This is a genomic window from Streptomyces sp. NPDC051322, assembly GCF_040689485.1.
Taxonomy (GTDB): Bacteria; Actinomycetota; Actinomycetes; order Streptomycetales; family Streptomycetaceae; genus Streptomyces.
In genome coordinates this window covers 1-21,746 of the sequence record NZ_JBFBAK010000004.1, presented here as the reverse complement: position 1 = coordinate 21,746, position 21,746 = coordinate 1, and the positions used below count along the sequence as shown (strand labels likewise).

The 21,746-nt window shown below is 69.5% G+C and carries 17 protein-coding genes; 7 read left to right on the top strand and 10 right to left on the bottom strand.

The window, feature by feature from the left end:
* Positions 1-27 precede the first annotated feature (27 nt).
* On the top strand, positions 28-1,194 hold the full coding sequence (locus tag AB0436_RS11260) for an MBL fold metallo-hydrolase (RefSeq protein WP_366467525.1): 1,167 nt from the start codon (positions 28-30) through the stop codon (positions 1,192-1,194).
* Positions 1,195-1,288: 94 nt separating this feature from the next.
* Here the strand turns inward: AB0436_RS11260 and AB0436_RS11255 are convergent, their stop codons facing one another.
* Genes AB0436_RS11255 through AB0436_RS11245 form a run of 3 tightly spaced genes read right to left on the bottom strand, consistent with a single transcriptional unit; the run spans position 1,289 to position 4,955 of the window.
* On the bottom strand, positions 1,289-2,617 hold the full coding sequence (locus tag AB0436_RS11255) for a M20/M25/M40 family metallo-hydrolase (RefSeq protein ID WP_366467524.1): 1,329 nt from the start codon (positions 2,615-2,617) through the stop codon (positions 1,289-1,291).
* The gene (locus AB0436_RS11250) at positions 2,614-4,002 is read right to left on the bottom strand and encodes a cytosine permease (protein ID WP_366467523.1); all 1,389 of its coding nucleotides are present in this window, start codon (positions 4,000-4,002) and stop codon (positions 2,614-2,616) included. Before AB0436_RS11250 ends, AB0436_RS11255 begins: the two co-directional genes overlap by 4 nt.
* A complete protein-coding gene (locus AB0436_RS11245; protein ID WP_366467522.1) occupies positions 4,002-4,955 on the bottom strand; it encodes a DUF1177 domain-containing protein in 954 nt (317 codons plus the stop codon). The genes AB0436_RS11250 and AB0436_RS11245 overlap by 1 nt, the downstream gene beginning before the upstream one ends.
* A gap of 147 nt (positions 4,956-5,102) precedes the next feature.
* Between AB0436_RS11245 and AB0436_RS11240 the strand changes: the two genes are divergently transcribed.
* Positions 5,103-5,930: an IclR family transcriptional regulator gene (locus AB0436_RS11240; RefSeq protein WP_366467521.1), complete on the top strand. Its 828-nt coding sequence runs from the start codon at positions 5,103-5,105 to the stop codon at positions 5,928-5,930.
* Between the two features lie 29 nt (positions 5,931-5,959).
* Positions 5,960-6,688, top strand: a complete 729-nt coding sequence (pepE, locus tag AB0436_RS11235; protein ID WP_366467520.1) for a dipeptidase PepE — start codon at positions 5,960-5,962, stop codon at positions 6,686-6,688.
* A gap of 80 nt (positions 6,689-6,768) precedes the next feature.
* On the opposite strand, the gene AB0436_RS11230 is transcribed toward pepE, so the two are convergent.
* The 4 genes from AB0436_RS11230 to ald form a co-directional block, all read right to left on the bottom strand.
* A complete protein-coding gene (locus AB0436_RS11230) occupies positions 6,769-7,464 on the bottom strand; it encodes a DUF899 family protein (protein ID WP_366467519.1) in 696 nt (231 codons plus the stop codon).
* 150 nt (positions 7,465-7,614) lie between these two features.
* Positions 7,615-9,081, bottom strand: a complete 1,467-nt coding sequence (locus AB0436_RS11225; RefSeq protein WP_366467518.1) for an amino acid permease — start codon at positions 9,079-9,081, stop codon at positions 7,615-7,617.
* A 305-nt stretch (positions 9,082-9,386) separates the two neighbouring features.
* Positions 9,387-10,757: an aspartate aminotransferase family protein gene (locus AB0436_RS11220; protein ID WP_366467517.1), complete on the bottom strand. Its 1,371-nt coding sequence runs from the start codon at positions 10,755-10,757 to the stop codon at positions 9,387-9,389.
* Between the two features lie 125 nt (positions 10,758-10,882).
* On the bottom strand, positions 10,883-11,998 hold the full coding sequence (gene ald / locus AB0436_RS11215) for an alanine dehydrogenase (protein ID WP_366467515.1): 1,116 nt from the start codon (positions 11,996-11,998) through the stop codon (positions 10,883-10,885).
* Between the two features lie 389 nt (positions 11,999-12,387).
* Here ald and AB0436_RS11210 point away from each other — a divergent pair, with 389 nt between their 5' ends.
* Positions 12,388-13,851: a PLP-dependent aminotransferase family protein gene (locus tag AB0436_RS11210; RefSeq protein ID WP_365852430.1), complete on the top strand. Its 1,464-nt coding sequence runs from the start codon at positions 12,388-12,390 to the stop codon at positions 13,849-13,851.
* Here the strand turns inward: AB0436_RS11210 and AB0436_RS11205 are convergent.
* From AB0436_RS11205 to AB0436_RS11195, 3 genes are read right to left on the bottom strand one after another with little or no spacing between them, the layout of a single operon-like run.
* The gene (locus tag AB0436_RS11205; protein WP_366467513.1) at positions 13,848-15,590 is read right to left on the bottom strand and encodes a cobalt chelatase; all 1,743 of its coding nucleotides are present in this window, start codon (positions 15,588-15,590) and stop codon (positions 13,848-13,850) included. The genes AB0436_RS11210 and AB0436_RS11205 overlap by 4 nt on opposite strands.
* Position 15,591: 1 nt before the next feature.
* Positions 15,592-16,650 carry an AAA family ATPase gene (locus tag AB0436_RS11200; protein ID WP_365852434.1) on the bottom strand — a complete coding sequence of 353 codons (1,059 nt, stop codon included), beginning with the start codon at positions 16,648-16,650 and terminating at the stop codon, positions 15,592-15,594.
* A gap of 15 nt (positions 16,651-16,665) precedes the next feature.
* Entirely contained in the window at positions 16,666-17,481 is an 816-nt protein-coding gene (locus tag AB0436_RS11195; RefSeq protein WP_366467512.1) for an IclR family transcriptional regulator, read from the bottom strand.
* Positions 17,482-17,650: 169 nt separating this feature from the next.
* Here AB0436_RS11195 and xsc point away from each other — a divergent pair, with 169 nt between their 5' ends.
* The 3 genes from xsc (at position 17,651) to AB0436_RS11180 (ending at position 21,489) form a co-directional block, all read left to right on the top strand.
* Entirely contained in the window at positions 17,651-19,459 is a 1,809-nt protein-coding gene (xsc, locus tag AB0436_RS11190; RefSeq protein WP_366467511.1) for a sulfoacetaldehyde acetyltransferase, read from the top strand.
* A 198-nt stretch (positions 19,460-19,657) separates the two neighbouring features.
* Entirely contained in the window at positions 19,658-20,758 is a 1,101-nt protein-coding gene (locus tag AB0436_RS11185) for a phosphate acyltransferase (protein ID WP_366467510.1), read from the top strand.
* Between the two features lie 47 nt (positions 20,759-20,805).
* Positions 20,806-21,489, top strand: coding sequence for an HAD-IA family hydrolase (locus AB0436_RS11180; RefSeq protein WP_365852442.1), 684 nt, complete (start codon positions 20,806-20,808; stop codon positions 21,487-21,489).
* The last annotated feature ends 257 nt before the right edge of the window (positions 21,490-21,746 follow it).

The window sequence follows — 21,746 nt, the reverse complement described above, 5'->3', positions numbered from 1 at the left end:
CTGCGTGAGAAACCTGGGAGGCAGCCGGTGAAGAGGACAGACCGTCGGAGCAGCGACAGTTCGGGGGCGTTGTCCAGGCGGCGACTGCTTGGCGCTTCCATCGTCGCGGCCGCAACAGTGGGAGCCGAGGGGACCGGGGCACAGGACGCCTTCGCGGCGGCACATGGAAGCGGCCAAACCGCTGCCGCACACGAGTCGCTGTCCGCTGCCCCGCGTGACCGGACTGTGCTCTGCCTGCTCGGCACCGCCGGCGGCCCGCCACCGGTCACCACCCGGACCGGCACCGCCGCCGCACTGTCGGTGCGCGGCCGGGTGTACGTCGTCGACTGCGGACGTTCCGCCGTCACGCAGTACGGGCGAGCCGGGCTGAAGTTCGGTGATCTGGCCGGGGTGTTCATCACTCATCTGCACATCGACCACATCGCGGACTACCCGAACTTCGTCCTGCTCGCGGCGCATGGCCGCAACGACGTCGGCGATGCCGCACCCACCCCGTTTCCCGCCTACGGGCCGGGGTCCGCCGGCGCCCTGCCCGTCGGAGGCGGCGACGGGGCGCCGCCGGTCGACCTTGCCGACCCCGTGCCGGGGCTGCGGGAGCTGACCAGGGATTCGCTGAACGCCAGCGCCTACAGCAGCAACATCTTCAGCCGGGAGTCCGGAGCCTCGGACCCGCGTACCCGTGTACAGGTGCACGAGATCACTGTGCCGGACGTAGCGGCCGACCCGCTCGGCGACCGCGCGCCGGACATGGAGCCGTTCCCGGTCATGGACGACGGAACGGTGCGGGTCAGCGCGGTGCTGGTGCCGCATGGCCTGGTGTACCCGAGCTTCGCCTACCGCTTCGACACTCCGGACGGATCGGTGGTGTTCTCGGGCGACACCGCCCCCAGCAACAACCTGGTCCGCCTCGCCCGGGGCGCTGACATCCTGGTGCACGAGGCTATCGACCTGGACTTCTACCGACACAGTTCCGGCTACAGCCAGGCGTTGTTGGACCACTTCGCCGCCGCGCACACCGACGTCTCGCTGCTCGGGCCGATCGCCGAGCGGTGCGGGGTCTCGATGCTTGTGCTGACCCACCTTGTCCCCGCGGACACCTACCTGGTCCCGAATGCCTCCTGGCGTCGCCGGGCGGCGAAGGGGTTCAGCGGGCGGGTGGTGGTCGGAAACGACCTTGACCGGATACCGCTCTGACTCCCGCTGCGGCCTTCGCCTCCGACGGTGGCAGCGGCGGGGGCGAAGGAGCAGCGGTCCCGGGTCGGGGCAGGGCCGGGCTGCGATGTGGAAGTCAGCAGCTCTGCCAGAGTCGGGTCATGACGCGGACGCCGAAACGCAGGCCCTCCAGCGGGACGCGTTCGTCCACGCCGTGGAAGAGGCGGCCGTAGTCCAGGTCGTGCGGGAGCTTGAGGCCCTTGAAGCCGAAGCAGCGGATGCCGAGGTGGGTGAAGGCCTTGGCGTCGGTGCCGCCGGGGTTGCAGTACGGGACCGGGTGGCCGTCCGGGTCCTCGGCGCGGACGGCTGCGCACATGGCGTCGACGAGCGGGCCGTCGAACGTCGTCTCCAGCGCGATGTCGTGGTTGACCCATTCGCGGGTGACCGAAGGGAGGAGGAGCTTGTCGATGGTGTCGATCAGTTCCTGCTCGTGGCCGGGCAGGAAGCGGCCGTCCACCCGGGCGGTCGCCTTTCCGGGGATGACATTGGTCTGGTAGCCGGCGTTGAACAGGGTGGGGTTCGCGGAGTTGCGGAGCACCACCTGTATGAAGTCGGAGACCGGACCGAGTTTGTTGAGGCTGCTCTCGATGTCGTTCTCGTCGAACTCGACACCGAACAGGCGGGCTGCCTCTTCGAGCAGGGCGCGGACCGGTTCGATCAGGCGGATCGGGAAGGTCTCGCGGCCGATGCGGGTCAGCGACTCGGCGAGGTCGGTGACCGCGTTCTCGTCGTTGGGCGACGAGCCGTGGCCGGCCCGGCCGGTGGCGGTGAGTTCCATCCAGGCCATGCCGCGCTGGGCGTTCTCGATCGGGTAGAGGCGACGGGTGTCGTCGATGGCGAAGGAGAAACCGCCGCCCTCACCGATCGCTTCGGTGACCCCGGAGAAGAGCTCCGGCCGGTGCTCGACCAGCCAGTGGGCGCCGAACCTGCCGCCTGCCTCTTCATCGGCGAGGAAGGCGAGGACCAGGTCGCGCGACGGCTTGGTGCCGGTACGGGCGAAGTGACGGGCGGTGGCCAGCATGACGGCCACCGTGTCCTTCATGTCGATCGCACCGCGGCCCCACAGATACCCGTCGCGGATCTCGCCGGAGAACGGCGGTACCTGCCACTCGGAGGCGTCGGCGGGTACGACGTCCAGGTGGCCGTGGACCAGCAGGGCACCGCGCTCGGGGTCGCTGCCCGCGATCCGGGCGATGACACTGGCACGGCCCGGGGCGGACTCGATCAGCTGGGAGTCGATACCCGCATCGGCGAGGCGCCCCACCACCCAGTCGGCGCTCGCGCGCTCGTCGCTGGTGGGGTTGGAGGTGTCGAACCTGATGAGTTCGCTGCACAGTTCGATGACTTCGTCCTGGGCCTCGTCGGAGGCCGGGACGAACGAAGCGGTGGTGCCGGGGGTGGTCATGCTGCTCCCACAGAGGTTGTCACGTGGGCGGCGGGGACCGCGCTGTCCTCATCCGCCAGGGTGGAGGTGCCGTACGGCTTCACCCAGCCCAGCAGGCCCAGGACGCTGTACAGGATGAAGGCGGTGGCCAGCGAGTTCAGGGCCGGGATGCCGCCGTCGTAGAACTTGCCGACGCAGAACGCCGCGATCCAGATGGCCAGGGACATCGGCACCCAGGTCGGCGATGACGTCGGCAGCGTCTCGGCCTCACGGGTGGCGTCCAGCGGCGCCCGCATTCGCTTCACGACCCAGTACTCGGCCACGATGATCCCGCCGATCGGCGGGATCGCGACGCCCAGGATGGAGAGGAACTCGGTGAAGTGGGTCATGATCCCGACCGCGGACAGTACCGTGCCGGCGATGCCGAGGGCGATCGTGACCGCGCCGCGGTGCATCCGCTTGCCGAAGACGACCTGGAAGAAGTTGACGACGCCGAGGGATGAGCCGTACAGGTTCCAGTCGTTGATCTTGGCGGTGGACATCAGGACCACGATGACACCGAAGGCACCGGAGGTGGACAGCACGATGTGCGAGACCTCGTTGCTCCGCACCAGGTGGCCCAGGAGTACACCGGTCAGGCCGACGATGTACTCGGAAAGGATCATCGACGAGGCGCTCTGCAGGAAGACGTGCGAGCCCTTCCTGTTGTACCGGGTCATCTCCGGGGCCACGATCGCGCCGGTCATGAAACCGCCCGCGATGGCGGTGGCGGCGACGGCGAGCGGGATCGTCCGGCCGGGGGCCGGCGAGTGGATCAGGTCGCTGAGGGAGTGGTCCTTCAGTGTCGCGATGATCGACCAGGCGACCATCGCGAAGAAGAGCGGCGTCACGACCTTGGCGAAGACGGCCATATAACGGAAGCCGAAGATCACCAGGGCGGTGATGGCGATGCCCGCCAGTACGCACCACATCCAGGACGGGCCGCCGACCAGCGCCGAGACGCTGGTGCCGAAGATCGTGTTCTGGACGCCGAACCAGCCGACGAGACTGACCGCGATGACAAAGCTGACCAGCGCCGAGCCGTTGCGCCCGAAGCCGACCCAGCGGGTCAGCAACGGGGTCGCCAGACCCTCGCGCATCCCGGCCAGGCCGATCGCGAAGATCACGACCTCCAGGATCACAGCGCCGAGCGTGAAGGCGAGGAAGGCGTTCCCGAAGGTCATGCCGACACCGATGGTGGCGCCGAGGGTGAACTGCGATATCGAGCCGGACTGGGCCAGCCACTGCAGCAGCATGGACCAGAACCCGAAACGCTCGTCACGCGGGACGCGGGAGAGCGCGTAGTCGTCGCTGCCGATGCTCTTGGCCTCGGGGGCCAGTGCCTCGGCCTGCGGGGCGGCTGCCATCAGGACTCCTGGGGTGTACGGCCGAAGGTCTGCAGGTGAGCCAGCGACCCGTAGCGGTTGACGAGGTTTTCGAACTCCACCGCGTCGTGGAAGTCCAGGTGGCTGTTGCCGTAGGCCTTGGCGACCTCCACGGCGTAGCGGGCGGCGGACGCGATGTCGCTCTCGTGACTCGCGCCCGTACCGCAGCCCGGCACCGCGGCGGCCGAGGTGATGGCAAGGCCGACGACAGGGGCGGCCGTCGCGGTGGAGGGCTGCAGGATCGAATTGATGTGGTGTGCCCCATTACCGTATGGGGTGATGTCCTGCGTGGTCACGGGGTACGTGACCAACGGCTCACCGGTCACCACGGCCAGCAGCTCACCGAGCTGCTCGCTGACCCGGAGCACCCAGCCCTGCTTGACGGTGGGAGACAGGGCGAGGCCCTTGTGGTTGATGATCCGGTTTCCCTTGGTGGTGTCGATGGAGAGCACGGCCTCCATCTCGCCGGTCACCTCGTGGCGGTTCATGGTGGCGATGTCCACGGGCGAGCCCATGAACGGCACCGGATCGTGCGGTTCGGTCGGCGCGTTCGGGCAGATGTGGGTCGCGACGATCACGTCGCCGGGCAGCACGTCGCCCCGGCGGCGCATGTCGAGCAGCTTGGCCGCGGTGGCGATGGCGGAGACCGCGCCGTCGGCGTCGGAGACCATGCCGGTCACCTCGGGCCGGGCGCCGATCCCGCCGAGCCGGCCCACCACGCCCAGCGTGCGGGCGCCGCCTCCGGATGCACGCCCTCGGGCGCCCGGGATGCGGACCATCACGAAGTCCGTCGAGCCCTGCTCGCCGGCGACCGTGGTCACCTGTGCGGACGAGCCCTCGGCCCCGGCTACGGAGTCGAGGTACTCGACGACTGTCTTGCCATTGACCTGGGGATCGTCCAGCAGATCGACGATGTCCAGCACGTGCTTCAACATGGGGGCCTTTCTCACTCATCCGGGCACCCGGGCCGACACCCGACAGGGCGCGCGGGGCTGGGTGCTGAGGCCACATTCGGGATCGGATAGCCTTGAGCGCAACTGTTTCCCGTTATTTGCAATTCAGGTCTGAATGGTGAGATGACGATGGCGGATTTCGATCTGGACCGGCGCACCCCGGCCGGGGCTCTGCAAACCGTCGACCGGGCGCTCCTGGTACTGCTCGCCTTCGAGCGGACCCGGCCCGACCTGGGCGTGAGCGAGGTCGCCGAGGAGTTCGGCTGGGACACCTCGGTGGCCCAGCGGCTGCTCGCCACTCTCGCGGGGCGCGGCTTCCTGGTCTCGGATCCGGTTACGCGCCGCTACCGCATCGGCCCCGCCGTGCTGCGCCTGGGCAGACTCTGGGAACGCTCCGGATCGCTGGAGCTGCTGGCCGGACCGGTCCTGGAGGAACTGCGCCGGGTCACCGGCGACACCGTCCTGTTCTGTCTGCCGGACAGCTTCCACATGCGGTGCGTCGCCGCGGAGGAAGGGGAGGCAGGGCCGCTGCGCTACTACCCGCTGGTCGGCGAGCTCTACCCGGCGCACGCCGGGGCCACCAGTAAGTCGTACTACGCGTATCTGCCCGACGAGCAGCGCCACCGGCTCTTCCGGGGCCGCCCGATGGCCCGCTTCACCGACCGGACGGTCACCGATCCGGACCGGCTGGAGGAGGAGCTCCTCAGGGTCCGCGCCCAGGGCTACGCCTGGACGGTCGGCGAGTACGACACCGGTATTGCGACCGTCGCCGTCCCGGTCTTCCTCGGGCGGGAACCGTACGGGAGCCTCAGCCTCGGCGGCGCCGAGGCGCTCTTCCGCGAGGCGCCGGAGGACCGGCTCGACGCGCTGCGCCACGCGGCCCAGCTGCTGGAGAGGCGGCTCACCCACCCTCCGCAGCGCCCGAAGCCGCGCGCCCGCCGCCCCCGCACCGACTGACGCATCAGAACAAAACCAAAAGGAAACTCGTGAATCTGCTGCTGCTCTCCAACTCCACCCAGTACGGCCGCGGTTATCTGGAACACGCCCTCGACACCGTCGCCGCGTTCCTGCCCTCCGGGGCCCGGCTGGCCTTCGTCCCGTACGCTCTCGCCGACCACAACACGTACACCGCACGCGTGCGCGACGCCCTCGCGCCGTCCGGCATCAGTGTCCGCGGCGTCCATGAGAACACCGACCCGGTCGCGGAACTCGCCGCGTCCGACGCCGTGTTCATCGGCGGCGGCAACTCCTTCCGGCTGCTGAGCGCTCTGTACCGGACCGGTCTGCGCGACGCCCTGACCGAAGCGGTCCGGGGCGGGCTGCCGTACATGGGGGCCAGCGCCGGGACGAACATGGCAGCACCCACCCTCCGTACCACCAACGACATGCCCATCGTGCAGCCGCCGTCGTTCGAGACACTCGGCCTCGTCCCGTTCCAGATCAACCCGCACTATCTGGACCCGGACCCGGAGAGCACCCACAAGGGCGAGACCCGCGCGGAGCGGCTCGCCGAGTTCCTGGAGGAGAACGACGTGCCGGTACTCGGCCTGCGCGAAGGGTCATGGCTGCGGGTCGACGGCCGCCAGGCCCGGGTGCAGGGCGCCCGCCCCGCCCGGCTATTCGGCCGCGGCGCACAGCCGCAGGAGCTTCCGGTGGGGTCGGACGTCTCTCATCTGCTCACGACGACACCGCGGTTCGACGCCCCGGTGCGTTGATCGTCGAGCGCCGGACGAGGGCCGGCAGCAGCCCGGTCGGCACACCGGTTCACCTGCTCGTCGACCGTGCTGCAGGTCGTTCAGCCGCCGCCGGAGCCCGAGCCGTGGAGCGCCGCGATGTCTTGGGACGTCGCCCACCGGCTGTAGGTGGGCGATTGAGGCCAGCCCTCGGGCGAGTCCTGCCATCGCTCCTGCCGTCCGTACGGCAGGACGTCGATCAGCGCGAAGGTGTGACTGAGCTGCTCGGTTCCCCGGCCGTTGGTGTGCCAGGTGCGGTAGACGGTGTCGCCGTCGCGCAGGAAGACGTTGACCGCGAATCCTCCGTCCGGCGGTGCGCCGACGTCGGTGCCGAATGAGCTATTGGCAGTCGAGTACCACGTCATCCGGTTGCCGACCCGCTGCTTGTAGGCAAGTGCCTCTTTGATCGGGCCCGGGGTGACGACGACGAAGCGCGCATCGTAGTTGTCCAGGAAGGCCAGGCGGGTGTACTGCGAGGTGAAGCCCGTGCAGCCCGGGCACTGCCATTCCTTGTCGGCGAACCACATGTGGTTGTAGACGATCAGTTGCCTCTTGCCTTCGAAGACGTCCGCCAGTCGAACGGCGCCGTCCTCGCCCTCCAGGGTGTAGTCGGGCATCTCGACCATCGGAAGACGACGACGCTCGGCGGCGATGGCGTCAAGCTCCCGCGTCGCGGCCTTCTCCCGGGCGCGCAGGTCCTCGAGCCGGCGTTCCCAGGTTGCGGCGTCGACGACGGGCGGTAGTGCGTGGGTGGTCATGGTCCCTCACAGAGCTCGTGCGCAGCTTTTGCTTGTGCAGAGACAGACCGCCCCGGGCCCCGGAACTCATCGGTCGCCTGGTGGGACAGGTGCCTGGCCGTTGTACAGGGCTGCCCCGATCACCGGGCTGCCGCAGGTATGGCTTCGACATCACTTCTGGGAGTCCAGAACAGGGCGGGACACCGGTTCAGGGCCGGTCGCGGCGGGACCGCCGTCCGTACGCGCCTGACTGCGGGCACGGTAGGCACGGATTCCGTACGCGCCCAGCACCACCGCGAGTGTCAGCACGCTGGCGGCGAAGTCGGAGCGGGTGGACGGCAGGACCGCCATCGTGATGATGACCACGGCCATCGCGCCGATGGTGAACCAGCTCAAATAGGGGAAGCACCACATCTTCAGCGTGAGCGACCCCGGGTCCTCGCGCTCCAGCCGCCGCCGCAATCGCACTTGGGAGAGGGCGACCAGGAGATAGACGAAGAGCGCGACCGCCCCGTAGGAGTGGACGATGAAGGAGAAAACGGCGTCCGGCGAGACATACGCGATGGTCACCGACACATAGCCGAGCACCGTCGCGAGCAGGATCGCGCGCCGGGGTACGCCCCGCTTGCTGAGCTTGGTCAGGCTGCGCGGCGCGTCGTTGTTCCCGGTCAGGGCGAACACGATCCGGGAGGCGCTGTAGAGGCCGGCGTTGAGCGAGGAGAGCACCGCGACCAGGATCAGCACGCGCATGAGGTTGCCGGCGCCGGAGATCCCGATGTGCTGCAGCGTCGCGACGTACGGGCCCTGCGCCACCGACGGGTCGTTCCACGGCACGATCGCGATGACGAGGAAGATCGAGCCCACGTAGAACATCAGGACGCGCAGCACGACCGAGCGGGTCGCCCTGGCGACACTGCGCTGCGGGTTCTTGGACTCGGCGGCGGCCAGCGCGGCGATCTCGGCGCCGGTGAAGAAGCCGACTGCCGGAATCACGGCGGTGAGCACCGCGCCGACGCCGTGCGGGGCGAAACCGTGGTGCTGGGTCAGATTGCTGACGTCGGCATGGGCTCCGGGCCACAGACCGAGGACGAAGACCAGGCCGACGACGAGGAAGACGGTGATGGCGGCGACCTTGATCGAGGAGAACCAGTACTCGAACTCCCCGAACGAACGCACCGAGAACATGTTGACCCCGGTGAGCAGCACCATCAGGCAGAGGCTGACCACCCACAGAGGGACCCCGGGCAGCCAGGCATGGATCTGGCTGGCGCCCGCCACCGCTTCCAGAGCGACCACGTTGACCCAGAAGTACCAGTAGAGCCAGCCGATGGTGAAGCCGCCCCAGTTGCCCAGGGCGAGCCGGGCGTACGCGTAGAAGGAGCCGACCGCCGGCCGGGCCACCGCCATCTCGCCCAGCATCCGCATGACGAGGATGACAAGCCCGCCGGCCAGCAGAAACGCGATGATCGCGGCCGGCCCGGTCTCGTCGATCACCACTCCGCTGCCGACGAAGAGCCCTGCTCCGATCACCCCGCCCAGCGCGATCAGGGTCATGTGCCGCTGTTTGAGTTCGCTCCGGAGTCCGGCCCCTCCGGTCTCTTCGCGTCCGATCTCGCCGGACCCGTTGTTCTCTGCCACGGGGACCCCTTATGTCGGAAAGTGCGTGGAGCTGCCGTCGAGAAATCAGCAGTGCCCGGAATGTTGGCTGAAAAGTGGATGCATGAGGAAGATCCAGGACGGGCCGCTGACCCGGTACCAGTCCCTGGTTTCCGGTCCCACCGGAATCTCCGCAGCGTATTCACGCGTATTCACGCGTATTCACGAGCGGAACGGGGTGGAATTCCGGCCAGGGGCGGTGAAGGCGTACGCGGGTGCACAGCGGGGCAGCCGGTGCGGGGAGGAGGACCGTTTCTCCCGCCGCACCGGCATACGGCTGCTTCCCGTCAGCCGTTGACGCTCTTCTGGACGTCGCCGGCCATCACGTCGACCGCCGCGAGCAATTCGTCGAGCACCTCACGGTCGGCCACCAGGGGCGGCGAGATCATCAGCATCGTCGCGCCGCGGTCGTCCGGTCGCAGGATCACCCCGGTCTGCCTGAACGCCTGCGGGAGCACCTCACGCAGCACCTTCTGCGCCTGCTCCGGGCTGAGTTCGCGCCCTGTGTCACGGTCTGCGGTCAGCTCGACCGCGTAGAAGAAGCCCATGCCCCGTACGTCCTTGACGACGCGGTGGCGCCGCTTGATCTCGTCGAGGCCGGCGCGGAGTTCGGGCCCGAGGTTGCTGACGTTGTCCAGGACCTTCTCGTCCCGCATCGCGGTGATGTTGGCGACCGCGACGGCGGTGGACACCGGGTGCCCGCCCCAGGTGGCGCCGTGGGTGAACGTTCCGCCGCCGGGAGCCTCGTAGAGCCCGCGGACCAGCGGCTCACGGGCGATCATGCCGCCGAGCGGGGCGTAGCCGGAAGTGGAGCCCTTCGCGAAGGTGATCATGTCCGGCACCACGCCGAAATAGCCGCTGCCGAACCAGTGGCCCAGCCGCCCGAAGGAGCAGATGACCTCGTCGGCGACGAGCAGGACCCCGTACCGGTCGCAGATCCGGCGCAGTTCGCGCCAGTATCCGTCCGGCGGGACGAGCGCGCCGCGCCCGTTCTGCACCGGCTCGGCGAAGACGGCCGCGACGGTCTCGGGGCCCTCTTCGAGAATGGCGGCCTCGATCGCCCGCACGCAATCCAGCTCGTCGGCAGGTCCACAGTCGCCGGTGTGGCCGAGCGTGTTGGGCACATGCCGGATGCCGGGCAGCAGCGGCAGGAACGGATCGCGAATCTTGGGAAGGCCGGTGACCGACAGGGCGCCCAGGGTGACGCCGTGGTAGGACATGTCACGGCTAATGATCTTCGTACGCTCGGAGTGGCCCTGGCTGCGGTGATACTGCCGGGCGAACTTGATCGCCGTTTCGACGGCCTCCGAGCCGGAGTTCACGAACCACGTGACCTCCAGGTCCCCGGGGGCGAGTTCCGCGATCAGGCTCGCCGCTTCCACAGCAGGCGGGTGCGCGGCGCCCCAGTTGGTCGAATAAGCCAGCGTCTCCATCTGCCGGGTGGCGGCTGTGACGATGTCCCCGCGGCTGTGACCCATGTTCACACAGAACAGGCCCGCCAGACCGTCGAGGAAACGCCGGCCCTGTTCGTCGTACAGATAGCATCCCTCGCCCCGAACGAAGACCGGCAGCTCGTCGCTCCGCCAGACATCCTGGCGGGTGAAGTGCTGCCCCAGATGGCGCTGCGCCCTGGCACGGAACGCGGACTCGGTGGTCACGATGGATCTCCCCTCCTGGCCCGGCAGCCGCCGGGCGAGTGGTGTGCGGTGGACTGCGGATGTGCTTGGATGCGGCGGCAGTTGAGCCGGCCCGTCGATGCGGCCCGGACGAGTGCCGCGGCGGCCTAGACGAGCGCCTGTTCGGCCTCGACGTACTTGAGACCGTGCGCCTCGGCCACCGGGCGGTAGGTGACCTGGCCGCCCACGATGTTGATGCCGCGCCCGATGGCGGCGTCCGACTCCGCGGCGGCGGCGATCCCGTTGTTCGCGATGTTCAGAACGTACGGAAGCGTGACATTGGTCAGCGCGTAGGTGGAGGTGTTCGGCACCGCGCCCGGCATGTTCGCGACGCAGTAGAAGACCGAGCCGTGCACGCGGTAGACGGGATCTGCGTGGGTGGTCGCCCGGGAGTCCTCGAAGCAGCCGCCCTGGTCGATGGCGATGTCGACGAGGACCGACCCCGGCTTCATGCGCGAAACCAGGTCGTTGGAGACCAGCCTCGGCGCCCTGGCGCCCGGGATCAGCACCGCGCCGATGACGAGATCGGCATCCAGAACCGCCGCCTCGACCTCGTACGCGTTGGAGGCGACGGTGGTGATCCGGCCCCCGTACATCCGGTCGGCGGCCCGTAGCTTGTCGATGTTCTTGTCGAGCAGCACCACGTCGGCCCACATACCGGTAGCCACTGCCACCGCGTTCATCCCCGACACCCCGGCGCCGATCACGACGACCTTGGCGGGCCTGGTCCCTGAGACGCCTCCCATGAGTACGCCACGCCCACCCGCCGCCCGGGTGAGGTGGTGGGCGCCGGCCTGCGGCGCCAGCCGACCGGCTACCTCGGACATCGGGAAGAGCAGCGGCAGCGAGCCGTCGACCGACTGCACCGTCTCGTACGCCACCCCGGTGATCCCGGATTCCAGCATCGCCTCCGTGCACTCCCTGGAGGCCGCCAGATGCAGGTAGGTGAACAGCGTCTGGTCGGCGCGCATGCGGTGGTATTCCTCCGCGACGGGCTCCTTGACCTTCAGTACCAGCGCTGAATCCGCCCAGACCTCATCGGCGGTCGGCACGATCGTGGCGCCCGCCCGGACGTAGTCGGCGTCCGCGATCGACGAGCCGGTGCCGGCATCCTTCTCGACCTTGACGGTGTGACCGGCCCGGACCAGCTCATGGACGCCGGGGGGAGTGATGGCCACCCGGTATTCGTGGTTCTTGACCTCGCGCGGAATCCCGATCTTCACGACGATCTCCCCTCGGTGATGCGGGGCGCTTGCGGCTCGTGCCGGAGCGCTGGAGCCGTGCCGGGGCAGGCCCGGAACGGCTGACCCGCAATGCGGACGGGTACCCCGGCGGGGCACACCGTGCTGAATGCACCACCAGACTGCCGACCGGCTGGTCCGGGGGAAAGCGCCAGTTCTGCGCAGTCCGACGGGTCCAGCCCGGAAGCGGGATCCCGGCATCTCGCCCGCTTCGACCTCTGGAGTAAAGGCTGTTCCACGGCTACGCTGCCGGTCAGCTGGTACCCCCGAGCAGCCCGGAAGCGGCCTGCCGGATGGGGACTGCGGAGTACCGCGCCCGGGGCCCGGCCCGGTGGGCCGCGCGCGGCCCACGTCATCCGCAGGAGGCGCGTATGCCACGTACATTGATCGAAATCGACCGGACGTCGGGGGAGCCGCTCTACCGGCAGATCCGCAAAGCGCTCGAACACGGCATCGCCGTCGGAACCATCGACGCCGAGCGGAGGCTGCCTTCATCGCGGGAGCTGGCCCGGGAGCTGAGCCTTTCCCGCAACACCGTCAACGCGGCGTACCAGGAGCTGGTCGCCGAGGGGTTCGTGGAGAGCCGCGAACGGCAGGGCATCTTCGTCAACCGCGAGATGCGCCCCTACTGCGCGGTGGAGGTGCGCCCGCCGGCCGAGCGCTTCGACTGGGGGGCGCGGCTGCGCGGTCACCCCGAGGACCGGCTGCCGCACATCGAGAAGCTGCCCGACTGGGCCGACTACCCGTACCCCTTCCTCGCCGGGCAGGTGGACCTGCGGGCCTTCCCCGCCCGCGACTGGTCCAGAGCGCTCAACGAGGCCCTCTACCAGCCGCACGCCCAGTACAGTCTCCAGGACAGCATCGCCGCCGACGACCCGCTGCTGGTCGAGATGCTCTGCCGCCAACTACTGCCCGCCCGCGGGGTGGAGGCCGCGCCGGACGAGGTCCTGGTCACCGTGGGGTCCCAGCAGGGGCTGGACCTGCTGAGCCGGGCCCTGCTGGGAACGGGCTCGACCGTGGCCGTGGAGGACCCCGGCTATCTGGACGCCAGACACATCTTCGTACGGGCCGGCGCCCGGCTGCTCCCGCTGCCGGTCACCTCCGCCGGGGTGGTCCCGCCGGCCGGTCTGGCGGGGGTGGATCTGCTGCATGTGACGCCGTCCCACCACCATCCGACCAACGTCACGCTGAGTATCGGACGGCGCAGGGAGCTTCTTTCGCTGGTGCGGGAGAGCGGCACGGTCATCGTCGAGGATGACTACGACAGCGAGTTCCGTTACCAGGGCAGCCCGACCCCCGCGCTGAAGGGGCTGGACAGCACCGGCCAGGTCGTCTATCTGGGGACGTTCTCGAAGTTTCTGGCACCCGGACTGCGCATGGGGTACATGGTGGCCTCCCGCGAACTCATCAGGGAACTACGTGACTTGCGGCGCTACTCCGTACGGCATCCGTCCGGGCACATCCAGCGCGCCCTCGCGCTGCTCATCCAGTCGGGCGAGTACCACCGCGCCGTCCGCCGCTACCGGGGCCAGCTGATGCGCAAGTGGGAGGCCATGACCGCTGCCGTCAACACCCACCTGCCCTGGCACACCGCGCCGTCGCAGGGCGGGGTGAGCCTGTGGATGACCGGGCCACGCGAACTGGACTGCCGCAAACTGGTGGAGCTGGCCCAGCGGCGCGGCGTGCTCATCGAGCGCGGCGACATCTACTTCCTCTCGGGGCAGCCGCCACTGAACCACTTCCGGATCGGCTTCGCGGCTCCACAGGTACCCGCGATCGACCCGGGCATCAGCATTCTGGGCGGGCTGGTGGAGAGGATGCTGGCGGCGGCTTAGGCGGCGCTTGCCGGGGGCGGATCACTGCCGATCAGGCCGAGAATCTCCCGGAACACCCCGTTGTCCGGGCCTCGCGAGAGGTCCAGGACGCGGGAACGGCGGTAGTACGGGCTCAGATCGAGACCCAGCCCGACCCCGTAGACCTCTACCGCGCCGGACTGCTCGTACCGCGCCACCATGTCCTGGAGATGCCGGTCGAGAAAGTACCGGTCGTTGGTGAGCTGTGTCGCGGTGTCCATCGGGCCACCGTCCGACAGCACGAACAGTAGCCGTCGGCTCCCGGGGCCACGCTCCGCCGCTGTGCCCGCGGTGCGGCGGGCCGCCCAGGCTACTGCTTCGCCGTCCACACCCTCACGGAAGAGGTCCGGTTTCAGCAGCGCGGCGATGTCCCGGCGGGCGGTGCGCCACGGGGTTGCGGCGTCCTTGAACACCAGGTGGCACTGTTCGTTGAGCCGCCCGGGTCGCGGCGGCCGTCCGGCGCGCAGCCAGTCGCGCCGGGCCCGTCCGCCGTTCCAGGCTCGGGTGGTGAAGCCCAGAACCTCGCACTCGGCCCCGGCCCGGTCCAGTGCCCTGGCGAACACATCGACCAGCAGGGCGAGCGCTTCGCCGTACTCCTTCATGGAGCCCGAGCAGTCGATCAGGAACGTCACCCTCGCATCGGTCGCCGTTTCGGTCCGCTCGGCCCTGAACACCCGCCGCTCGGTCGGGGATCCGATCAGCCGGGCCAGCATGCGGCCGTCGATGTACCCCTCCTCCTGCGCGCCGTCCCAGCCCCGGGTCGTGGGCGACGCGAGCCGCGCCGCCAACTCCCGCGTGATTGCGGACAGGTTGACGCCCTGCGAGGCGATCCGGCGATCGAGACGCTCGCGGTAACCGGTCAGCGCCGCGGGGCGCACCAGAGTGCCCGCCCGCCACTGCCGGTCGTAGACGGTGGTGAAGACGCGGTAACCGTCGTCCTCGCCGGTGTCCGTGCCGTGGAGCGCGGCGGCGCTGCCTCCCGGGCCGTCATCGAACTCCGTCAGCAGGGTGAATCCGTTGCGTGCGGGAGCGGGCCGTGCGTCGTCGCACTCCGCGCGGCCCCGGCGGGCGGGCGCCCCGGCGGAAGCCGTCATCCCCGCCACGGCACGGGCGATCGCCAGGGCATGCACGGCGAATCGGGCCTGTTCCGAGCGGTCTTGACGCAGCCCCGCCAGCTCATGGCCGATCACCGGGGCCAGGGCGCCGCGGGTGGCCTCGATGACCCCCTCGGTTTCCTCGACGACCGGGCGTCCGGTGATTATGGCCCGGCACACCTGCGCGACCGTGTGGAGGAGAAGGCCGCTTGCTGTTTCGGTCAGCCCCGACTGGTGGAAGGCGAGCGACCACTGCTCGTGGCGATGCTGCAGGTTGTGCTCCATCCCGGGCAGGTGCGCCGGCGCCAGCGACTCGACCCGGAACTGCTCCAGCATCTCGAAGACCAGCCGCGCCGTCCGGTCGTCCGGGCGCAGCCGCAGGTGCAGTTCCTGGTCGGAGTGGGCCAGACGCAGCGCCAGGCCGTCCGCCGCGCCCCGGAAGGAGCCGAAGTCGTCCTGCGCGGAGGGATACAGATGCGGTGCGAACACCGGGAGCGCCTGCCGCCCGCGGTGCGGCCGCCCGCCGCGGAAGTGCAGGTCCGGGACACCGCACAGGGCGCGGACCGCTGCCCCGCACAGCTCCTGGACCTGCTGCCGGTTGCGGGCCGCGGCCTGGGTACCGCCCACCTCAGGCGCCCCGGACCGGCTCGCCGACGAGCGGGCTGTGACCGGACACCCGTTCCGGCTGCTCGGGCTCCCTGCCGAAGCAGCGCTGGAAGTACTCGGCCACGACGGGGCGTTCGCCCTCGTCGCAGCGGTTGAGGAAGGACAGCCGGAACGCCGCGGCGCAGTCGCCGAATATTTCGGCGTTCTCCGCCCACGTAATGACCGTACGGGGAGACATCAGCGTCGACAGATCGCCCGCGCGGAACCCCGCACGCGTCAGCGCGGCGACCGCCACCATCGCGGTCACCAGCTCGCGTCCCGCCTCGTCGGCGAACGCGGGGACGCGTGCCCGTACGATGGCCGCTTCCTCGTCGGCGGGCAGGTAGTTGAGGGCCGCCACGATGTTCCAGCGGTCGATCTGGGCGTGGTTGAGGCGCTGCGCCCCGTGGTAGAGCCCGTTGAGGTTGCCCAGACCCACCGTGTTCGCCGTGGCGAACAGCCGGAACTGCGGGTGCGGGCGCAGCACCGCGTTCTGGTCGAGCAGGGTGAATCTGCCCTCCCGTTCCAGCAGCCGCTGGATGATGAACATGACGTCCGGGCGCCCCGCGTCGTACTCGTCGAGGATCAGGGCGACCGGCCGGCGCAGCGCCCACGGGATGATCCCTTCCTGGAAGGCGGTCACCTGGCGGCCTTCGCGCAGCACCACCGCGTCCTTTCCGACGAGGTCGAGGCGGCTGAGGTGGCCGTCCAGGTTGACGCGTACGCAGGGCCAGTTGAGCCGGGCAGCTACCTGCTCGATATGGGTGGACTTGCCGGTGCCGTGCAGTCCCTGGACCAGCACCCGCCGGTTGTGTGTGAAGCCGGCCAGCAGAGCCAGGGTCACATCGGGGTTGAACCGGTAGGCGGGATCGGTCTCGGGCACGTGCTCGGACGGCGCGGAGAATGCGGGGACCGTGAGGGGTGATTCGATGCCGAACACGTCCTTCACGGCCAGCCTGACGTCCGGTGCGGACGTCGGAGGAGCGGGCTCGGCCTCCGCCGCGCCGTCGGTGTGGCCCGCGGTCGCGGTACAGGTCGTCATGGGGAATTCCCTTCATCAGGGGGAGTCGGTGCCGCCGTCCGGCGTTCCCTCCGCCTCGATGCGGCTGATCGCCGCAGCGGCGCGCTGGAGCGCGGGCAGGACCTGCAGGGCCTTGTCGGCGGTGAGCCGTACGGCGGGTGCCTGCACGGCGACGCACAGGTTGGAACGGGTGCCCGCGGTGGGCACGAGGACGGCCACGCACACCAGACCGGGCAGAAACTCCTCGTCGTCCAGCGAGAATCCGTCTCGGCGCACGCGCCGGAACTCCTCCTCCAGAGCTTCGAGATCGGTCACTGTGTTGGGGGTGCACTGCTTGAGCGGCGCGTGGGCGAGCAGCTTGCGCCGCTGCGCCGGGAGCATCTGGGAGAGGATCATCTTGCCGCTGGCCGAGCAGTGGGCGGGCACCCGGGAACCGGGCCGCAAATAGAAGCGCAGCGGCTCGGGGGTCTCCACCCGGTCGAGATAGACGATCTCGTTGCCCGAGAGCGTGGTGATGTTGCAGCTCTCGCGGAGCTCGTCCACCAGACTGCGCAGCACCGCGTGGCGTGCACCGTGATGGGTGGCGTTGAGCAGCAGGTTCTCGGCGAGCCGCCGCAGCCTCGATCCGGTGCCGTAGTGCCTGCCGTCGCTCTGGCGAATGAGCAGGCCCGCGCTCTCCAACTGCTGCAACATGCGGTGCAGCGTCGGTTTGGGCATGCCGGTCTCCTCGACCAGTCCCTGGAGTGAGACCAACTGGTCCTTCGAAGCGATCAGTTCGAGCAGCGCGAAGAGCCGCATGGTCGGCGTGTCGCCGTTCAGTGCGGCGGAGTCGGGTTCTCGAGACAGGTCCACGGTAGCTCCAGGTAGATCCAAGTTCCGGAAACTAGCGTATCAGGTATCGATTTTCGGAACATTCCGTTGACGGAGCGAGGTAGGACTCCTATGGTCCACTCAGATCCTGATTTCAGGAACGCCACGTACCGATTCTTTAAGAGATCCGGTGTGCTGAAGGAGTGGAACCATGAGCGAGAACCCCGCGGACACCAGCCGTACTGTCGCCGCAGACCCGCAGCGGATGACCCCGTCGGAGGCGTTCGTCGAGACGCTGGTGGCCAATGACGTCACCGACATCTTCGGCATCATGGGCTCGGCGTTCATGGACGCCATGGACATCTTCGCGCCGGCCGGTATCCGCCTGGTGCCGGTCGTCCACGAGCAGGGCGCCGCCCACATGGCCGACGGGTACGCCCGGGTCAGCGGCCGGCACGGTGTCGTCATCGGCCAGAACGGCCCGGGCATCAGCAACTGTGTCACCGCCATCGCGGCCGCGTACTGGGCGCACAGCCCCGTCGTCATCGTGACCCCGGAGACCGGCACCATGGGCATGGGCCTGGGCGGCTTCCAGGAGGCCAACCAGCTGCCGATGTTCCAGGAGTTCACCAAGTACCAGGCCCACGTGAACAATCCGAACCGCATGGCCGAGTTCACCGGCCGCGCCTTCGACCGGGCCATGTCCGAGATCGGCCCGACCCAGCTGAACATCCCGCGCGACTACTTCTACGGTGACATCAACACCGAGATCCCGCGGCCGAACCGGCTGGATCGCGGCGCCGGCGGTGAGAAGAGCCTGAACGAGGCCGCCGAACTGCTGGCCACCGCCGAATTCCCGGTCATCATTTCGGGCGGCGGCGTCGTCATGGCCGACGGGGTCGACCAGTGCAAAGCACTCGCCGAGCGGCTCGGCGCCCCGGTCGTCAACAGTTATCTGCACAACGACTCGTTCCCGGCGAGTCACCCGCAGTGGTGCGGACCGCTGGGCTACCAGGGCTCCAAGGCGGCAATGAAACTGATCGCGCAGGCCGACGTCGTGGTCGCGCTGGGGTCCCGCCTCGGTCCGTTCGGCACTTTGCCGCAGCACGGCATGGACTACTGGCCGAAGAACGCGAAGATCATCCAGATCGACGCCGACCACAAGATGCTCGGCCTGGTCAAGAAGATCACGGTCGGTATCTGCGGCGACGCTCGGGACGCTGCCGCCGCTCTCACCGAACGACTCACCGGCCGGACCCTGGACTGCGACGCCACACGCGAGCGGCGTGCCGCCACCATGAAGGCCGAACAGGACGCGTGGGAGGAAGAACTCAGCGCCTGGACCCACGAGAAGGACCCGTTCAGCCTCGACATGATCGCCGAGCAGGAGGAAGAGGAGGGCGACTGGCTGCACCCGCGCGAAGTGCTGCGGGAGCTGGAGCGCGCCATGCCGCCCCGCGTCATGGTTTCCACCGACATCGGCAACATCAACTCCGTCGCCAACAGCTATCTGCGCTTCGAGGAGCCCCGCTCCTTCTTCGCGCCGATGAGCTTCGGCAACTGCGGCTACGCCCTGCCGACCATCATCGGAGCCAAGGCCGCAGCCATGGACCGCCCGGCCATCTCCTATGCGGGAGACGGCGCCTGGGGCATGAGCATGGGCGAGATCATGACCGCCGTACGGCACGACATCCCCGTCACTGCCGTCGTCTTCCACAACCGCCAGTGGGGCGCGGAGAAGAAGAACCAGGTCGACTTCTACAACCGGCGGTTCATCGCGGGAGAGCTGGAGAACGAAAGCTTCGCCGCCATCGCCGAGGCCATGGGCGCCGACGGCATCGTCGTGGAGAAGCTGTCCGATGTCGGTCCGGCCCTGCAGAAGGCCGTCGACGCCCAGATGAACGAGGGCAGGACCACGGTCATCGAAATCATGTGCACCCGTGAGCTCGGCGACCCGTTCCGCCGCGACGCGCTGTCCAAGCCCGTGCGCTACCTGGAGAAGTACCAGGACTACGTCTGAGGGACTCCGGCCGGCGGGCGCTCGCGCCCTCACGTCCGGCTGCGACTGCGGAGGTCCCGGCCCCGGCTGCCCTGCCAGGGGCCAGGGCCTCCGCGCCGGTGGCCGTGCGCGCCCCTCACGCGCACGGCGCCTTTCCGGAATCCGGGCGCCACGGCCCGTGCACCGACCCCGGTCCGCCCACGTCAAGGGAACTGCCCCATGCTCATCGACCCGCTCGCCCCGGCGCGGCCCCCTGCAGGACCGGCCGGAGCCGCTGTGCAGCACCTGCGCGACACCTGGGCACAGCGGCTGCGGCCTGCCCCCCGCCGCCCCCGCGTCGCCCTGGCCGAAGGAACCGACCCACGGGCGCTCTGGGCCGCGGTCCACCTCGCCGAACAGCACGCCGTCACCCCGGTACTGGTCGGCGACCCGGCACACATCCGCGCGGGTGCGGCCGAACTCGGCCTGAAGCTGCCCGACGACCCCGACCGGCTCGACCTTCTCGACCCGGCAGCGCTGGCTGCCGACGACCGCTGCGCCGGCACCCTCGCGGACGCGCTGTCCGCCCGGCGCGGTCTCGCACTCGCCGGACGGCGCGCGCTCGCCGCCGATCCCCTCTACCTCACCGCGACAGCGCTGCGCCTGGGGGACATCGACGCGTGTGTCGCCGGCAGCAACCGCCCCACCGCAGACGTCCTGCGGGCCGGACTGCACGTCGTCGGCCTCGCCCCCGGTATCCGCACCCTCTCCAGCAGCTTCCTGATGGTGATGCCCGACGGCGGCCTGCTCGGCTATGGCGACTGCGCGGTCGTCGTCGACCCGACCAGTAGAGAACTCGCCGACATCGCCCTGGCCACCGCCGTCACCTACCGGGCCCTCACCGGCGAGCCACCCCGGGTGGCGCTGCTGTCCTTCAGCACCAAGGGCAGCGCCTCCCACCCGCAGGTGGACCGGGTGCGCGAGGCACTGAGCCTGGTCCGTGCCACCTCACCGGACCTCGTCGTCGACGGCGAGCTGCAGTACGACGCGGCGGCTGTCCCTGCGATCGGCCGGTCCAAGGCGCCCGCATCGGACGTCGCAGGCCGAGCCAACACCTTTATCTTCCCCGGCCTCGCCGTGGGCAACATCAGCTACAAGATCGCCCAGTGGGCCGGCGGAGCCGCCGCCGTCGGCCCACTGCTCCAGGGTCTTGCCGCACCCCTGCACGACCTTTCGCGCGGCTGCACCGGATCGGACATCGCGGCCCTCGCCCTGGCAGCCGCCCTGCAGGCGGACATCGTCCGCAGCAACCAAGCACCGGAGGAAGCACCGTGCCCCTGACACCCTCTGCCTCTGCTCATCACACCGCTCCCCGGACTGCTCAGCGCATGGGGTCCCGCGACGAAATCAGCCTCGCCGTCATCGACATGGCCGGTACCACGGTCACCGATGCGGGCGCCGTGGAGGACGCCTTCGTCCAGGCCCTTGCCCCATGGACAGCGGAAGGCAGTGAACCCCACGCCCGCATGATGGACCACGTCCGTGCCACCATGGGCGAGTCCAAGATCTCCGTGTTCCGTCATCTTCTCGGTGCACCGGACGACGCGGGCCGGGCGAACGACATCTTCGAGCGAGCCTACGCAGAACTCGTCGCCGCCGGCCGCTGCACACCGATCCCCGGAGCGCGGGAGACCATCGAAGCCCTCAGGGCGTCCGGCGTCGCCGTCGTCCTCAACACGGGATTCTCGCCCCGGACCCGCGACGGCCTGCTGGCATCCCTCGGCTGGCTGGACCTCGCCGACGAGGTGCTCTCGCCGGCCGACGCCGGTCGCGGCCGACCGCACCCCGACATGGTGCTCACCGCCGTCCTGCGCACCAGGACGCCCTCCGTCCACCACACCGTCGTCGTCGGCGACACTCCGTACGACGTCGAGGCGGGCCTGCGCGCCGGAGCGGGTCTGGTGGTCGCCGTCCTGACCGGAGCCCACACGGAGCTCCAACTGCGGGCCGCCGGAGCCCACTACGTCATCGACTCCATCCGTCGTCTCCCGGACGTCCTGCGCGGCAGCTGAGCCGTGCACCCCAGGGGTGGGGTGGGGAGGAGAATGGGCGGGGGCCGGAACGGGTGGGTGTACCGGTTCCGGCCCTCGTCAGAACCTGAGTCCTGCTGTTCCCGGAGGTGTCAGCCGTCCCTCGGACTCAGGTGGTTGGGGTGGTGTGTGGTCGGTTGGGCGGGTTAGTAGGCGGAGTTGACGTTGTCCATGGAGCCGTATTTGTCGGCGGCGTAGTTGGCGGCGGCGACGATGTTGGCGACGGGGTCGGTGAGGCT

What these genes read in the sequence shown, in the direction of transcription:
- AB0436_RS11180 (WP_365852442.1), top strand. Translation starts at nt 20,806, where the DNA reads ATGGGGTCCCGCGACGAAATCAGCCTCGCCGTCATCGACATGGCCGGT.
- xsc (WP_366467511.1), top strand. Translation starts at nt 17,651, where the DNA reads ATGAGCGAGAACCCCGCGGACACCAGCCGTACTGTCGCCGCAGACCCG.
- AB0436_RS11185 (WP_366467510.1), top strand. Translation starts at nt 19,658, where the DNA reads ATGCTCATCGACCCGCTCGCCCCGGCGCGGCCCCCTGCAGGACCGGCC.
- AB0436_RS11230 (WP_366467519.1), bottom strand. Translation starts at nt 7,464, where the DNA reads ATGACCACCCACGCACTACCGCCCGTCGTCGACGCCGCAACCTGGGAA.
- AB0436_RS11240 (WP_366467521.1), top strand. Translation starts at nt 5,103, where the DNA reads ATGGCGGATTTCGATCTGGACCGGCGCACCCCGGCCGGGGCTCTGCAA.
- AB0436_RS11245 (WP_366467522.1), bottom strand. Translation starts at nt 4,955, where the DNA reads ATGTTGAAGCACGTGCTGGACATCGTCGATCTGCTGGACGATCCCCAG.
- AB0436_RS11210 (WP_365852430.1), top strand. Translation starts at nt 12,388, where the DNA reads ATGCCACGTACATTGATCGAAATCGACCGGACGTCGGGGGAGCCGCTC.
- AB0436_RS11250 (WP_366467523.1), bottom strand. Translation starts at nt 4,002, where the DNA reads ATGGCAGCCGCCCCGCAGGCCGAGGCACTGGCCCCCGAGGCCAAGAGC.
- AB0436_RS11200 (WP_365852434.1), bottom strand. Translation starts at nt 16,650, where the DNA reads ATGACGACCTGTACCGCGACCGCGGGCCACACCGACGGCGCGGCGGAG.
- AB0436_RS11255 (WP_366467524.1), bottom strand. Translation starts at nt 2,617, where the DNA reads ATGACCACCCCCGGCACCACCGCTTCGTTCGTCCCGGCCTCCGACGAG.